Raw genomic sequence first — 15,043 nt, forward strand, 5'->3', positions numbered from 1 at the left:
GATGGATTGGGATGGCGAAGGGCAGTTGAAGCCGGATGGACCGCGCGAATGGATGCGCTCGCGGACCCGTGCTTTCTCAACTCTCTGCCCATTCTCGCCTCAGTCGGAAGATGAAGATAGCATTGCGGCCCGTCTTTTCCCCAGGGCGGCAGGATCGGATCAGTGGATTGGCCGGTTTGAGGGAGCCTATGTTGGGCACGCTTTGGAGGACAGCTACCGTGATCGGGGCAGTTCGGGCGGCATGGTAAGTTGGGTCGCGGCAGAACTGCTGCAGCGCGGCTTGGTTGATGGCATCGCTCATGTGGCACCCGCCGATCCCGACGCAGGCGGGCGCTTCTTTCGCTACAGCATCTCGCGTGATCTCGATGCGCTGAACCGGGGCGCGAAGTCCCGCTATTATCCGGTCGATATGGCAGGGATATTGGAGGAAATTCGTGCCGTTCCGGGCCGTTATGCCATTGTCGGCATTCCTTGCTTTATCAAATCGGTTCACCTGACCTGCGCGCAGGATACGGTGCTGCGTGAGCGCATCGTTTTCACGCTGGGTCTGGTGTGCGGCCATATGAAGAGCCGGAACATGGTAGAGAGCTTCGGCTGGCAGATGGGCGTCGATGTGCGCGATGTGGCACGGGTGGAGTATCGGCTGAAGGACCCGAGCCGTCCGGCAAACTGGTACAGGGCTCAGCTTTCTTGCCGGAATGGTGAAGAGCGGCAACAGGATTGGTGGCACCTCGTCGATGGCGACTGGGGATCTGGCTTCTTCCAGAACAGCGCGTGCGATTTTTGTGATGATGTAGTGGCGGAGACGGCCGACATCAGCTTCGGTGATGCGTGGGTAAAACCCTATTCTTCGGATGGTCGCGGGACCAACGTCGTGGTCGTACGGTCCCCTGAGATCCACGCGCTTTTGCGAAACGGGATGGAGCAAGGCCGCGTCGCGCTCAGCGCCGTCGATGCCGACTTTGTGCGGGAGACTCAAGCAGCGGGCTTCCGGCAGCGGCGGGAAGGGCTCGCCTATCGCCTCGGATGGGGCCGGCGAGGCGGAAAGCCGCGTAAACGTGTACACTCGGGGCATCACCATCTTGGATGGCGTCGTAAGCTGATATACCGTTTGCGCTACATGATCAGCCGAGGGAGCAGCGGTGCATTCCAGCTGGCGAAAAGGCTGGGACGACCGGGCATCTTCATGGCTTGGGGGCGCCTGATGTTAAAGCTCTATCATGGCGTCACCTATTCACGAGGGCGATTGGGCGCAGCATTCGACTGGGCGGAACGGCGGCTTGGCTAACGCAGGCTTGCGGCGTAAATACCGTCCATGACGGCCGCGACGGCGGCGAAGCTTTCGCATTGCGGATCGAAGCGGGGAGATCGGGCGAGTTGCGTTGCCCAGGCACTCGCCATTTGCCCGCCCCAAGCGTCGCCTGGCTCCGCCAGCGTCTGCCGCGCGGTGCCATGGAAAAGCTCCGCCTTGAAGTCATAGAAGGAGCCGTTGACGTTGCGGAAGGCTGCACCTGCCTTGCTCCCGAAGAAGTCTGCGGTGATGACGGCGTCCTGCCCCGCAGGAAGGTGCCAGGAGCAGGCGATGCGCACAACGCATCCGTTGGCAAGGCGGAGCGTGGCAATGCCGAAGTCCTCGACCTGGCTATCCCTGTCGGTCAGTGGCTGACCCTTGCTGAACAGGTCGGCGTCGATGCGGTCCACTTGCGGAAACCCTAGCGTCCAGAGAGCGAGATCGATGAGATGAACCCCCAGGTCCATCATGCAGCCGCCTCCTGACAGCTTAGGATCATAGAACCAGGGTTTGTCGGGACCATAAGCATTGTGGAAGGTCAGATCGATTGCATGGATCGGGCCTAACTCCCCGTCGTCGACTTGCTGCTTGATCGCGCGTATGCCCTCGGTCCCGCGATAGGAGAGATCAACGCCCAGCAGGCGGTCGGACGCCTTGGCGGCTGCGATCACGGCCTCCACTTCGGCGATGCTCCGCCCCAGCGGCTTCTGGCAGAAGACAGGAATGCCGCGCTCCAACGCACGGATCGACTGTTCGGCATGCAGCGCACTGGGCGTGGCGATGACGATGCCGTCCAGATACTGCTCCAGCAAGGCGTCCAACGAGTCCAGCTGTGCAGCATCCGGTGCAAGCAGCGCAGCGTCCGCCGTATTGCCGGGGAACGCGTCGGCGATCGCCGCAGCTTCGATGCCGCCGGTCGCGAGCATCGCTTCCATCCGGTTGCGGCCGATCCAGCCGACGCCAAGGAACCCCAGCCGGGGGCGAGGGAGAGTAATTGCGGAGGCGAGGGCTTCGCTTGAGGAAAGGTTCATAGGATCACCAGCGCCTTCACAAAATTGTCCGGTTTGTCGCGGGTGGCGTCTAGTGCTTCGCCCAGCTGCTCAAGCGGATAGCGATGCGTATAGAGCGGCGCCGGGTCCAGTCGGCCTGACGCGACAGCTTCGACGGCTTCCCTGATGCCTTCCACATAGGTGGCGGGATCGCGCTCATGCGCATTGATGACGTCAATCCCACGCCAGTTCCAGAGCCACATATTGACTTGGCGCGGGCCATCCTGATGATAGCCTGCGATGATCAGCTTGCCGCGCTCTGCAGAGAGTTCGGCTGCCAGGTCGAGCGGCCATTGTTTGCCCACGGCCTCAATGACTCGATCGCAAAAGCGGCCGCCGGTAAGATCGCTCACCCGATTGATGATGGCGTGATGGTCGTCCATCACGATCGTTTCGGCAGCACCATAGCTGCGGGCGAGATCGAGCGAGGACTGCCGACGCGATATGGCGATCACGCGAGCGCCAGATTCGGTTGCGAGCTGCGTCAATATAGCGCCCAGAAAACCGGCGCCGATTATGGCGACGGTTTGACCAGCGTGAATGTCGGCCCGGCGGAAGATGTTGAATGCGCAGCCCAGCGGCTCTCCAGGAAACGGCACGCCATCAAGGGCAGGAGGCAAGGGAACGACCGCAGACTCTTCTGCCAGATCATATTCAGCATAGCTGGCATAAGAGAGGGCCGTGACCCGATCGCCCGGCTTCACGCTGGTAACAGCTTCACCCACGGCGTCGACGACACCCCATCCTTCATGGCCCAGCGACCCGGGTTCCAGCGGATATTGCTGCCATTCCGGCCCGGCCCATGGCGTCAGATTGGATGCGCAGACACCGCATCCCTCCAGCTTCAACCGGACCTGCCCCGGACCTGGCTCAGGAAGTTGCGCATGGTCGATCCGCACCGTGCCCGGTGCCGTGACGGTCGCTACCCGCATCGTGGCGGCAGGCGCATAACCAGTATGATCTCCGCGGCCGTCATCTATGGTGAGGGGCATCATCTGATCCATCATTCCGCCGCCAGCGCCACCGCGCCCTCTCCATTGATGAAGGCTTCAAGCGCCTCATATGCTCGGTCGTCAGTCATTTGGTCCGGAGGGTGCTTGCAGAAATAGGCAGCGGCAGGATGGACGGGCCCGCCAATGCCGCGGTCCAACGCCACCTTGGCGCAGCGGATCATGTCGATCGCCACTCCAGCCGAATTGGGGCTGTCCTCCACCGACAGGCGCAGTTCAAGGTTCATCGGAACGCCCCCGAACAGCTGCCCTTCCATGCGCAGGAAACAAACCTTGTTGTCATTCTGCCAGGCGACATAATCCGACGGGCCGATATGGATATTCTCATCCTCCAGCCTGGTTTCCGCCACCGACTGCACTGCCTCCGTTTTCGAAATCTTCTTGGACTTCAGTCGGGTTCGGTTCGACATGTTGAGGAAGTCGGTGTTGCCGCCGGTGTTGAGCTGATAGGTGCGGTCCAGCTTCACGCCGCGCTTGGCGAAAAGATCGGTCAGCACCCGATGGACGATGGTCGCGCCCAACTGCGCCTTGATGTCATCGCCGATGATTGGAACACCTGCGCTTTCAAACCGCGCCGCCCATTTGGGATCGCTGGCGATGAAGACCGGGATGTTGTTCACAAATGCCACGCCCGCGTCCAGCGCGCATTGCGCATAGAATTCGGTCGCCTCCTGCGATCCAACGGGCAAATAATTCAGAAGCACGTCCACCTTCGCTTCTCGCAAGCGTCTGACGATATCGCTGCGGCTCGGCTGAGCTTCCTCTTCTGCTAGGAGGAAGGTCCGATCGTCCGGATAATCCGCCATATGCTCTGCATAGCCGTCGAGAATGTGGCCCATCTCCACCTTCACACCCTGTTCGGGCACCTCGCGGCAGAAGGTCTGGGTGCAGTTGGGCTTCGCAAAGATGGCCTGCGCGACATCTTGCCCGACCTTGCGCCGGTCGATGTCCCAGGCTGCGACCACCTGAATGTCGCAAGGACGGTAGCCGCCAAGATCCCAATGCATCAGCCCCAGATGATCATTGCTTTCAGCCCTGTAGTGGGACAGCCCCTGAACCAGCGAGCTGGCGCAATTGCCCACGCCGATGATGGCGATGTTGATCGGCTGCCTCGCCAGGCTATGCGGTGATGACGTCATGCTCCTTCTCCTTCAGGCGGTGCGAACCGCTGGCATGGTTGCCGATGCGGGGGCGTAGCGATCGATCATCCAGGCGCAGAAATCAGCGAAAGCATCGGGCTCGTGAACCGCGCTGCTATGATGGGGGGCGATGCCCAGATGCTCGGGCGTGAAGCAGAAGGTCACCGTCACGTCGAAGTCCGCCAATGCCTCCATCTGCCGGTCGAACCAGTCGATTGCATTGGGCCGGAAGCTGTCGGCCCAGGACAGGCCAGTACGAAGGTAGCGGACGCCGAGACGCTTCATCCAGGCCACGGCATCATCCAGGCGCGGGTCTTCGAAATGAAACCATTGCATCAACCCCATGTCGCCAGCCACCTTGGCATAATCCTCCAGCGCAGGCTTGGGCGTGCCATCCGCCCGGATGAGTCCCATGTAGAAATGGCGGTAATAGCTCGACCCTTCGGCCTCGCGGTGCCGGGTGGTTGCCCCCCATTCCTGGGGCAAATCATAAAGGCTGTACCAGAAGATGCGGGGCACGCGGCCGACAAGCAGTTCCGCCGTGCGGTTGACGCCGAACACCTGCACTTCCTCAGCCCCAAAGGAGCCGACGCCGACCTCCGTCACCCAGATCGGCTTGTCTGGAACGACTGCTTCGATCTCCGCAATCTTGTCCGGCCAGTCATGGATCGGCCACAAATTCCAGTCGAGCGGGAAGCCATGGACTGCCACGACATCCACAGCATCCAGCGCTCCATGATCGCGCATGCGGTTGACCCAGTGGGGATCGATCGGAGACATGCCGCCCAATACGCGAGTCACCGCCGGATTAACGTCTTGAATGGCTGATCCGGCCCGGACCACCATGTCTGCATAGCGGGACCAGTCGGGATCGATCTCCAGGTCCCAATGCGATTTGTTGTTGGGCTCGTTCCAGATCATCGCGGCTTCGATCATGCCTGCGTTCCCTCCTGCGGTGATTGTGCTGGATAGACCGCCGCGCTGCCCATCAGGTCCGCATAGGGGACAGGGGCAACGCGGCAGAGATAGACTTCCTCTTCGGGTTCGGCCTCGATGGTGAAACCGGCGGCACGCAACAGCGCCTGACTGCCTGCCTTGTTGGGCGCCCACCAGTTGGTCCAGTCATGCGCGAACTTGCGTTCGATAAAGTGCATTCGCGGGAAGGCGGGATTGTCGAAAAAGGTGGGAGGCCGGTTGGTGCCGGGAACGTGGAAGGGGTGGTCTTCCGGCACCAGCAGGACATCGGCCGACCCCTGTTGCATTGTCTGGAACAGCAGCAAGTCGCCCGCGACATGTTCGCGGATCAGGTCCAGCGCGAGCAGCGGGTGCCGCAGGTGATAGAGCACTCCCATGAAGATGACGACATCGAACCGCCGACCAAGCTTTGCCACGTCATAGACCGAAAGATTGTGGAAGCTGATATCATCATAGCCGAGCGCGCCGGCTGCAAAGCGTGCCTGCGCCAGATACCGATCGTCTGAATCGATCCCTATGACCTCCGCCGCGCCACGGCGTTTCATTTCAATGGAATAGAAGCCAGCGTTGCAGCCAATGTCGAGGACCGACTTGCCAGTGAGGTCTTCAGGCAGGGCGTCTGCGAACCGGGCGAACTTGAAGGCGGGATAATCGCCCAGGAAATGATCAGGCGCGGTCTCTATCCCGCCGATGTGCAGATTGTGAAACCAAGGACCCAGTTCTGCAATCCGACGACGAAGGTCGCCATCATCCTTGTGGTCAGCGGCGATCTTCACTGTCTTCATGCTGGCACCTCATTCAGGCGAGAGACGCGACCGCCGGACGGGCCGAGCAGCACCGTGCTGACCGATCCAGGCTGAACGTCGAATTTGAGGATGTTGTCGAAGCTTAAACCCAGGAAATGAGCGACCATGCCCCGGATGATGTCGCAATGGGTGACGCACAGGAACGTGCCGCCCGGCTGAGCTTCCGCCACGGAATTTAGAAACGTGACCCCTCGATCGATCGCGGCCGCCATCGTTTCGCCACCGGGGGTGGCGGCGGTGGCCCTGCTGTCATTCCAGCGCTGCCAGAGGGGATCTGCACTCAGCTCGTCAAAGGCCTTGCCGTTCCAAGCGCCGAAATCGAGCTCATCCAAATCCGGCGCGATCTGTACCTCCAATTTGGCCGCGTCTGCGATTATCGCAGCCGTTTCCACGGTGCGCGGGCGGGGGCTGGAGTAAACAGCGCTGACATGTTCTTGGGTCGCCCAGCGCGACAAAGCTTTCGCCTGACGGCCGCCTTCCTCATTCAAAGGAATGCTTCCCGCGCGTCCGCTCAGAACTCGTCCCAACTCATCATGCGCGCCATGGCGAATGAGGTGAAAACAAGCTTGATGTGTTTTCTGGGGTGTCGCAAGCATCAACATAGATGATGCTAACAATATCGAAGTAAGGAAAGTTCCATATCCGATCCGAGTTTCGTAGGCAAGTAAAAGCTAATGATAAACATAAATTATTGGGGATAATATAGGTTAGTAATCAGAGATATTCTGTTGGCTCTATCGTCAATGTTGGACGGAAATTCGGGGAACTAGCCGGTAGAAGAAGATGTTGCTGATCCCATTACCTGTTGTTGCCCTACTGCAATGAGCCGCCTTTCCCGCGGCTGTTTCACCATCATGAGGGGATTGGCCGTGGAGAATATACTCGTCACTGGCGGAGCAGGCTTTATCGGCCGGGCGGTTTGCAAGGAGTTGCTGGCGCGCGGGAACAGAGTTTGCGTGCTCGATAATCTGATCGAACAAGTCCACGGCGATGGTGAGCGGCCCGGGGATCTTGATAGCGAGGTAGAACTGATCCGCGGGGACGTGCGCAACGGCGATGTGGTCGAGCATGCCCTCAAAGGCGTGGACAGCGTTATCCATCTCGCCGCCGAGGTAGGCGTGGGCCAGTCCATGTATGAGGTGGAACGTTACACATCCGTCAATGATGTGGGGACGGCTGTTCTCTTTGAAAGGCTGATCGGCAACCCCGTCCGGCGCGTTGTTACCGCCTCATCGATGAGCATCTATGGGGAGGGGCTGTATCGCGACGCGGACGGCCAGGTCGTTCAGGATGCAGAGCGCGGCGCCATTCGAGACAATCAAAAGATTTGGGAACCCCTTGACGGAGCAGGGCGCCCGCTCACGCCGATCGCCACGCCGGAATGGAAGCGGCCCAATCTCGCGTCCATCTATGCGCTCAACAAATATGTGCAGGAACGCACGACCCATATCATGACGGCGCCCTATGGGATGGAGGGCGTCTGCCTGCGACTGTTCAACGTCTACGGGCCGGGGCAGGCGCTTTCCAATCCCTACACTGGCGTGCTGGCGATCTTCGCATCCCGGCTGCTGAACGGTCAGAAGCCGATGATCTTCGAAGATGGCGAGCAACGCCGCGACTTCGTACATGTGAGTGACGTCGCCCGCGCATTCGCCGACGCGCTTGAACTGCCGCAAGCGGCCGGCGGCACATTCAATATCGGTTCTGGCCATGATCGATCTGTTACGGAAGTGGCGGAGAAGCTGGCGCAGGCGATGGGGCGCAACAGCATCGAGCCCGAGATTGTCGGCAAGGCGCGCACAGGCGACATACGTCATTGTTTCTGCGACACCAGCCTGACGGAGGAGAAACTCGGCTTCCGAGCACGGCAGGACTTTCAGGAAGGTCTCGCCGAACTGGCCGAATGGGTGGCGCAGCAGACCGCCGACGACCGCGTCGATCAGGCGCGCGCCGAACTCGAAGCGAGAGGGCTGGTCGCATGACGCCGCCCGACCGCAGACCCGTTCTTGTTACCGGTGGCGCTGGCTTCATCGGCAGCAACATCGCCGACCGGTTGGCTGGGGAAGGCGAGGAGGTCATCATCTATGACAGCCTTGCCCGTCCGGGGGTCGAGCGGAACCTCAAATGGTTGGAACAACGCCATGGGGCCAGCATCGTCCCCATCATCGCTGATGTCCGGAATGAGGGGCAGGTGGAGGGGGCTGTAGCCAAGGCCAAGGCTGTGTTCCACATGGCGGCGCAGGTCGCCGTCACCACCAGCTTTTCCGATCCGCGCGCAGACCTTGAGGTCAATATGCTCGGCACGTTCAACGTGCTGGAGGCCGCACGGCGCTGCGTTTCTCCGCCGCCGGTGATCTTCGCATCGACGAACAAGGTCTATGGTGGTCTTGAGGATGTAGAGTTCCGGCTTGAGGGCGGCGCCTATCATCCGGCCGAAAGCACCTTGCGCGAGCATGGCATAGACGAAAGCCGCCCGCTCGACTTCCACACCCCCTATGGCTGCTCAAAAGGGGCGGCGGATCAATATGTGCTCGACTATGGGCGCAGCTTCGGCGTGCCCACGGCCGTGCTGCGTATGAGCTGCATTTATGGTCAGCGGCAGATGGGGACCGAGGACCAGGGCTGGGTCGCTCACTTCCTGATCAGCGCGATCGAAGGGCGGCGCATCATCCTCTATGGTGATGGCTGTCAGGTTCGCGACATTCTCGACGTGCGGGACGCGGTCGGGGCCTATCTTTCGGTATGGCGCGACATCGACAGGCTCAGCGGCCAGGCCTTCAACCTGGGAGGCGGGCCGGACAATGCCGTCAGCCTGCACCAGATTTTGAAGTTCATTGGCGACTATGTCGGCCGCCAGCCACTTATCGACATGGCGGACTGGCGGGCGGGCGATCAGCGCTATTTCGTGGCGGATACGCGCAAGCTTCAGAAGGCGGTGGATCTCAAACCCCGAACGCCATGGCAGAAGGGGGTCGCCGACCTGGCGGAATGGCTGCTTGCTGAACGGCCGGAGGGTAAGGCCGTCGCGGCCCCCGCGATGGCGGCGAGGGCGCTTTGATGGCGATGCGTCATCTATTGCTCACATGCGATGCCGTCGGCGGCGTCTGGCAATATTCCACCGACCTTGCCCGCGCCCTCGAACCACTTGGTTACCAGGTCACGCTTGCGGTCATGGGACCGTCTCCCAATGAAGCAGCCCGCGACAGTATCGCCGGGTCGGCCAATATCAGCCTGGTCGACAGCGGACTTGAGCTTGACTGGCTGGCGGCCGATCCCGCGCCGGTGATCGACGCTGAGCGGCGTCTGGCCGAGATGGCGGGCGATCTCGGCGCCGACCTTGTTCAACTTCACACTCCCGCCCTCGTCAGCATCGGGCGCTATCCCTGCCCTGTCATCGCGGTCCAGCATAGCTGCGTCGCGACCTGGTGGGCGGCGGTCCATGGCGGAGACATGCCCGAGGACTTCGTCTGGCGGACAGAGATGGTGGCGCGCGGCCTTCAGCATGCCGCGGTTGCGATCGCCCCCAGCACAGCCTTCGCAGAGGCGGTTCGGCGGGTCTATGGCGTCATGCCCTTTACAGTGCATAATGGCCGGGCTCTGCCAGTCCCGGCGCGAAAACCAATGCGCGATTATGTCTTCACGGCCGGGCGTCTATGGGATGACGGCAAGAATGTCCGCGTGCTGGATGAGGCTGCTGCCCGGATCAGCGCTCCCTTTCTCGCCGCAGGACCGGTCATCGCACCACATGGCGGTGCGCTTGCCATAGAATCGCTTCAGGCGATCGGCACGCTCGATGAGGTTGGGCTCGCCGAGAGGCTAAGCGAGCGGCCAGTCTTCGCTTCGTCAGCGCTTTACGAGCCGTTCGGGCTTGCCGTCCTCGAAGCGGCATCAGCCGGGTGCGCCCTCATATTATCAGATATCCCCACATTCCGTGAGTTGTGGGAAGGCGCTGCCACCTTCGTCGATGCGCACGATGCCAAAGGCTATGCCCGCGCGATCGAGCATATGCTGAGCAGCCGCGCTGCCCGCCTGGACGCCGGGCAGAGGGCACAGGAACGCGCCCACCGCTACATCCCCGCTGCCATGGCGGGAGCGATGGCTCACCACTATGCCATGGCCGAACAAAGGGTCGCCGCATGAAGATCCGCTACTTCACCCACTCGCTGCTATCATGCTGGAACCATGGCAACGCGCATTTCCTTCGCGGCGTGCTGCGCGAACTGGCCGCTCTGGGCCATGATGTGCTGGCGCTGGAGCCGCAAGGCAATTGGAGCCTCTCCAACCTTCTTTCGGATCATGGCGAAGCAGGCCTCTCTGCCTTTCATGCCGCCTACCCTGAACTCAAAACCTTCAGCTATGGGCCCGATAGTGAACCGGAAGCGCTAATTGATGGTGCCGAGGTCGTCATCGTGCATGAATGGAATGATCCCACGCTGGTAGCCACTCTTGGCAGCCTCCGTGCAAGAGGCGCGGCATGCACGCTCCTCTTCCACGACACGCACCACCGTGCCGTCTCAGACCCCCAGGCTATCCGCGCTTTCGACCTGTCGGCCTATGACGGGGTGCTGGCGTTCGGTGAGACCTTGTCCGAGGTTTATCGCCGTTGGGGCTGGGGCGACCGCGTCTGGACCTGGCACGAAGCAGCAGACCTCAAGCATTTCCGTCCGCCTCAGGTGGAGCAGGATCGCCAAGGCGTCGTCTGGGTTGGAAACTGGGGCGATGGCGAGCGAACAGCCGAATTGGAATATTTCCTTTTTCGCCCCGCGTCACAGGCTAACTTGCCCCTCGATATATACGGGGTACGCTATCCTGACGAGGCCCTCGCCACACTGAAGCGCTATGGCGTAGATTATCATGGCTGGGCAGCCAATGCTCGCGCGCCCGCCATCTTCGCGCAGCATCTCGCCACGGTTCATGTGCCGCGCCGCTATTACACGCAGCTGCTGCCCGGCATCCCGACCATCCGCGTGTTTGAAGCGCTGGCCTGCGGCATTCCGCTGCTGTCGGCGCCATGGGAGGATAGCGAGCATCTCTTCCGTCCCGGGCAAGACTTCCTGTTCGCTCGCGATGGAAAGGAAATGGCGGATCATCTTCGCGCAGTTGCATCCGATCCGGACCTGCGCGCGTCGCTGATCCGCAGCGGACTGGAAACGATACGCAGCCGCCATAGCTGTGCGCATCGCGCAGAGCAGCTTCTGGGGATCATCGCGTCGCTCGATGCCTCCGCCACACCGATCTCGCTTGCAAGGAATGTCGCATGAGAATTGCCTTCTACGGTTCCAGCCTGCTTTCCTCCTACTGGAATGGGGCGGCGACCTATTATCGCGGCATCCTGCGTGAGCTGGCTGAGCGCGGCCATGACGTCACATTCTTTGAGCCCGACGCCTTCGATCGCCAGCAGCATCGCGACATCGATCCGCCTGAATGGGCGCGCGTGGTTGTCTATCCTGCCACGACCGAAGCGCTGAATGAGGTGATGGATCAGGCGGCGAACGCTGATGTCGTGGTGAAGGCGAGCGGCGTTGGCGTATTCGATGACGAGCTATTGCAGGGCGTGATGGAGCGCGCTCGCCCTGATGCACTTCGCATCTTCTGGGACGTGGATGCGGCGGCTACCCTGGATGAAATGCGGGCCGCGCCCGATCATGCTGTCCGGCGGGCGCTCCCGGGGCTGGACCTCGTGCTGACCTATGGTGGCGGCGATCCGGTGGTGAGCGCTTATCGGGAAATGGGCGCGCGCGACTGCATTCCCGTTTACAACGCCCTCGATCCGCAGAGCCACTTCCCGGTTGAACCGGACCCGCGCTTCGCCTGCGACCTGGCGTTTCTAGGCAATCGCCTGCCGGACCGTGAAGCCCGGGTCGAGGAATTCTTCCTCAAGCCCGCCACGTTGCTTTCAGAACGCGGCTTTCTCATCGGTGGCAATGGATGGGAAAGCAAGGCGATGCCGTCGAACGTTCGCCATCGCGGCCATGTGTACACGGCGGAACATAATGCGTTCAACTGTACGCCGCTCGCGGTGCTCAACGTCGCGCGCGACAGCATGGCGCATATCGGTTTCTCTCCTGCCACCCGCGTATTCGAAGCAGCGGGAGCAGGAGCCTGCCTCATCACCGACGCCTGGGAAGGCATTGAGCTGTTCCTGAAGCCTGATGAGGAAGTGCTGGTCGCCCGCGACGGGCAGGACGTCGCCGACCACCTCGCTACGCTCACCCCCGAACGCGCGCGGATGATTGGCCGAGCCGCTCTGGCCCGCGTCCGCGCCGAACACAGCTATGCCCTGCGTGGAGAGCAGGTGGATGCCATTCTGCGTGAACGGCGCGCCGCCAAAGACACCGCAACAGGAGATGGAAAGAGCATGAAACTCGTCGTCCTCGGCCTCAGCCTCTCATCCTCCTGGGGCAATGGCCATGCCACCACCTTCCGAGCCCTGCTGTCGGCTTTTGCCAAGCGGGGGCATGACATTCTGTTCCTTGAGCGTGATGTCCCCTGGTATGCCAGCCAGCGAGACCTAGTGGATCCAGATTATTGCCGTCTGGCGTTCTACGATGATCTTCCCTCGCTCGATCACTGGCGCGGGGAGATCGAAAGTGCCGACGCGGTCATGGTCGGTTCTTATGTGCCGGAAGGTGTCGCGGTCGGCCAATATGTGCTGCGCCATGCCCGCGGCACCACGCTTTTCTACGACATCGACACGCCGGTCACCTTGGCGGATGTGCGTGCGGGAAAATGTGACTATCTCTCACCAGACCTCATCTCCGGATATGACATTTATTGCTCTTTCACTGGCGGCCCGACGCTTGATCTGCTGGAGCGTGAATATGGCTCGCCCATGGCGAGGGCACTTTATTGTTCGGTCGATGCGGCGGCCTACCGGCCGATAGATGTGCCGAAGCGCTGGGACCTGTCCTATCTCGGCACGTATAGTCCAGATCGCCAGCCCACCTTGGAACGGTTGCTGATCGAACCCGCGCGGCTGATGTCTGACCGGCGCTTCGTCGTAGCCGGTCCGCAATATCCGGCGGACATCGATTGGCCAGCCAATGTGGAGCGGATCGAGCATCTGCCCCCGCAGGACCATGCCGAATTCTATTCGGCCTCACGCTTCACCCTCAACGTGACGCGCGCCGACATGATTGAGGCGGGATGGTCACCCTCCGTCCGGCTGTTCGAGGCGGGGGCTTGCGGGACCACGATCATCTCGGACGTTTGGCCAGGCCTTGGCGACCTGCTGACACCGAACAAGGAGATATTGTTCGCCTGGAATGCCGAGCAGGTGATCGTCGCGCTGGATGAGGAGCGCGCGGCTGTCGGCGAAGCGGGCCGCGCCCGCATCCTCGCCGAACATACCGCCGACCATCGCGCGCAGCAGCTCGAAACCTACCTCCACGAAGCTTCGGCGATGCAGGCGCAGCATAAGGTCGCACTCGCAGGATGACGTCCCGGCAAAGGGAGAAGGATAACAACGGATGATAAGCATGAAGAAAAATGTGTCGCTGGTCGCAGGCGGAGCTGGCTTTATCGGTTCCCATCTTTGCCGCGCTCTTCTGGAGCAGGGGCATGACGTCATCTGCCTCGACAATCTCCAGACTGCGCGCGAAGTGAATGTTGAAATGCTGGAGGGCCATCGCGCCTTCAGCTTCATCCGTGCCGACATCGTCGATCCGTTGCCTGATGCCGTGACACGCCGCCGGGAAATCACGCGCATCTACAATCTCGCCTGCGCAGCGTCGCCTCCGCAATATCAGGCAGACCCTGAACATACGATGCTGACCAGCGTCGTGGGTACGGATCGGCTCCTGCGGCTCGCGGAACAGAATGGCGCCCGTTTCCTCCTCACCTCCACCAGTGAGGTTTATGGCGATCCTGAAGCGCATCCCCAACGTGAGGATTATCGTGGCTGGGTGAACTGCACCGGCCCCCGTGCATGCTATGACGAGGGCAAGCGAGCCGCCGAAGCCATTGCCTTCGACTTCGCCCGCCTGGGCCGCGCGGATGTCAGGGTCGCGCGCATCTTCAATACCTATGGCCCCAACATGCATCCGGACGATGGACGGGTCATCTCCAACTTCGTCTGCCAGGCGTTGTCGGGGAAAGACATCACCATCTACGGCGACGGATCGCAGACGCGCAGCTTCTGCTATGTGTCTGACATGGTCGATGGGCTCATGCGTCTGATGGAATCGGACGTGGCCGACCTCCAACCCATCAACCTGGGTAATCCGGAAGAATATAGCATGATGGAGGTGTTGGAACTGGTCAGGGCGCAGACCGGCACCAGGTCACGCGTCATCCGCAAGCCATTGCCCATCGACGATCCCCGGCGCCGCCGCCCCGATATCAAGCGCGCGCGGACACTGTTGGACTGGGAACCCCGCGTCTCGTTGGCCGAGGGGCTCGCGATTACCTGCGCCTTCTTCGAGAAGGAGCTGTTTTCGCAGATGCCCGACTACGCCTTTGATGGCGCCATCGCGGGAGCGGCCTCGACAGCCAGCGCCGGTCTCGCAGCGGAATAGTGGAGGCGGGTCCACCAATCCAGGTGATCTCCGTAGCTCCCGGGCTTTGCGAGATTCCGCTGCTAACTATTTGGGAATAAGGGGAGGGTGGTGGACGCACTAGGGCTCGAACCTAGGACCCGCTGATTAAGAGTCAGCTGCTCTACCAACTGAGCTATGCGTCCACACTCGCTTTCGGATTGCCCCGTTCGGAGCCTCGTCTTGGCGTGGCCGGGCGGTTAGCATTATCCTCCGGCTTTGCAAACAGTAAATCGCGG

13 protein-coding genes and 1 tRNA gene are annotated in these 15,043 nt (G+C 61.4%); 7 read left to right on the forward strand and 7 right to left on the reverse strand.

Annotated elements, in window-relative coordinates:
- Window position 1: 1 nt before the first annotated feature.
- Window positions 2-1,288 (forward strand): Coenzyme F420 hydrogenase/dehydrogenase, beta subunit C-terminal domain, encoded by a 1,287-nt coding sequence (locus tag ACYU8T_RS04525; protein WP_461158642.1) that lies wholly within the window; start codon window positions 2-4, stop codon window positions 1,286-1,288.
- On the opposite strand, the gene ACYU8T_RS04530 is transcribed toward ACYU8T_RS04525, so the two are convergent.
- The 6 genes from ACYU8T_RS04530 to ACYU8T_RS04555 are packed head-to-tail and all read right to left on the reverse strand — an operon-like array spanning window position 1,285 to window position 6,872.
- Window positions 1,285-2,322 carry a Gfo/Idh/MocA family protein gene (locus ACYU8T_RS04530; RefSeq protein WP_461158643.1) on the reverse strand — a complete coding sequence of 346 codons (1,038 nt, stop codon included), beginning with the start codon at window positions 2,320-2,322 and terminating at the stop codon, window positions 1,285-1,287. The two genes, ACYU8T_RS04525 and ACYU8T_RS04530, sit on opposite strands and share 4 nt — an antisense overlap.
- Window positions 2,319-3,344, reverse strand: a complete 1,026-nt coding sequence (locus tag ACYU8T_RS04535; protein ID WP_461158644.1) for an MDR/zinc-dependent alcohol dehydrogenase-like family protein — start codon at window positions 3,342-3,344, stop codon at window positions 2,319-2,321. Before ACYU8T_RS04535 ends, ACYU8T_RS04530 begins: the two co-directional genes overlap by 4 nt.
- Window positions 3,344-4,489, reverse strand: coding sequence for an inositol-3-phosphate synthase (locus ACYU8T_RS04540; RefSeq protein WP_461158645.1), 1,146 nt, complete (start codon window positions 4,487-4,489; stop codon window positions 3,344-3,346). The genes ACYU8T_RS04535 and ACYU8T_RS04540 overlap by 1 nt, the downstream gene beginning before the upstream one ends.
- Window positions 4,490-4,501: 12 nt before the next feature.
- On the reverse strand, window positions 4,502-5,425 hold the full coding sequence (locus tag ACYU8T_RS04545; protein ID WP_461158646.1) for a glycosyl hydrolase: 924 nt from the start codon (window positions 5,423-5,425) through the stop codon (window positions 4,502-4,504).
- Window positions 5,422-6,249: a TIGR04290 family methyltransferase gene (locus tag ACYU8T_RS04550; protein WP_201514284.1), complete on the reverse strand. Its 828-nt coding sequence runs from the start codon at window positions 6,247-6,249 to the stop codon at window positions 5,422-5,424. Before ACYU8T_RS04550 ends, ACYU8T_RS04545 begins: the two co-directional genes overlap by 4 nt.
- Window positions 6,246-6,872: a histidine phosphatase family protein gene (locus ACYU8T_RS04555; protein ID WP_461158647.1), complete on the reverse strand. Its 627-nt coding sequence runs from the start codon at window positions 6,870-6,872 to the stop codon at window positions 6,246-6,248. The genes ACYU8T_RS04550 and ACYU8T_RS04555 overlap by 4 nt, the downstream gene beginning before the upstream one ends.
- A 267-nt stretch (window positions 6,873-7,139) precedes the next feature.
- On the opposite strand from ACYU8T_RS04555, the gene ACYU8T_RS04560 reads away from it, so the two are divergent.
- From ACYU8T_RS04560 to ACYU8T_RS04585, 6 genes are read left to right on the forward strand one after another with little or no spacing between them, the layout of a single operon-like run.
- The gene (locus ACYU8T_RS04560) at window positions 7,140-8,252 is read left to right on the forward strand and encodes an SDR family NAD(P)-dependent oxidoreductase (RefSeq protein WP_461159749.1); all 1,113 of its coding nucleotides are present in this window, start codon (window positions 7,140-7,142) and stop codon (window positions 8,250-8,252) included.
- On the forward strand, window positions 8,249-9,328 hold the full coding sequence (locus ACYU8T_RS04565) for an SDR family NAD(P)-dependent oxidoreductase (RefSeq protein WP_461158648.1): 1,080 nt from the start codon (window positions 8,249-8,251) through the stop codon (window positions 9,326-9,328). Before ACYU8T_RS04560 ends, ACYU8T_RS04565 begins: the two co-directional genes overlap by 4 nt.
- Complete coding sequence (locus ACYU8T_RS04570) at window positions 9,328-10,410, forward strand: glycosyltransferase family 4 protein (RefSeq protein ID WP_461158649.1); 1,083 nt, start codon at window positions 9,328-9,330, stop codon at window positions 10,408-10,410. The genes ACYU8T_RS04565 and ACYU8T_RS04570 overlap by 1 nt, the downstream gene beginning before the upstream one ends.
- Entirely contained in the window at window positions 10,407-11,531 is a 1,125-nt protein-coding gene (locus tag ACYU8T_RS04575; protein ID WP_461158650.1) for a CgeB family protein, read from the forward strand. Before ACYU8T_RS04570 ends, ACYU8T_RS04575 begins: the two co-directional genes overlap by 4 nt.
- Window positions 11,528-13,708 carry a CgeB family protein gene (locus tag ACYU8T_RS04580; RefSeq protein ID WP_461158651.1) on the forward strand — a complete coding sequence of 727 codons (2,181 nt, stop codon included), beginning with the start codon at window positions 11,528-11,530 and terminating at the stop codon, window positions 13,706-13,708. Before ACYU8T_RS04575 ends, ACYU8T_RS04580 begins: the two co-directional genes overlap by 4 nt.
- A 31-nt stretch (window positions 13,709-13,739) precedes the next feature.
- On the forward strand, window positions 13,740-14,786 hold the full coding sequence (locus ACYU8T_RS04585; protein ID WP_461158652.1) for a UDP-glucuronic acid decarboxylase family protein: 1,047 nt from the start codon (window positions 13,740-13,742) through the stop codon (window positions 14,784-14,786).
- An 88-nt stretch (window positions 14,787-14,874) separates the two neighbouring features.
- Here ACYU8T_RS04585 and ACYU8T_RS04590 read toward each other — a convergent pair.
- Window positions 14,875-14,950 (reverse strand) — tRNA-Lys (locus tag ACYU8T_RS04590).
- Window positions 14,951-15,043: the final 93 nt, after the last annotated feature.

The sequence above is a fragment of the Sphingobium sp. TomMM35A genome, assembly GCF_054771735.1.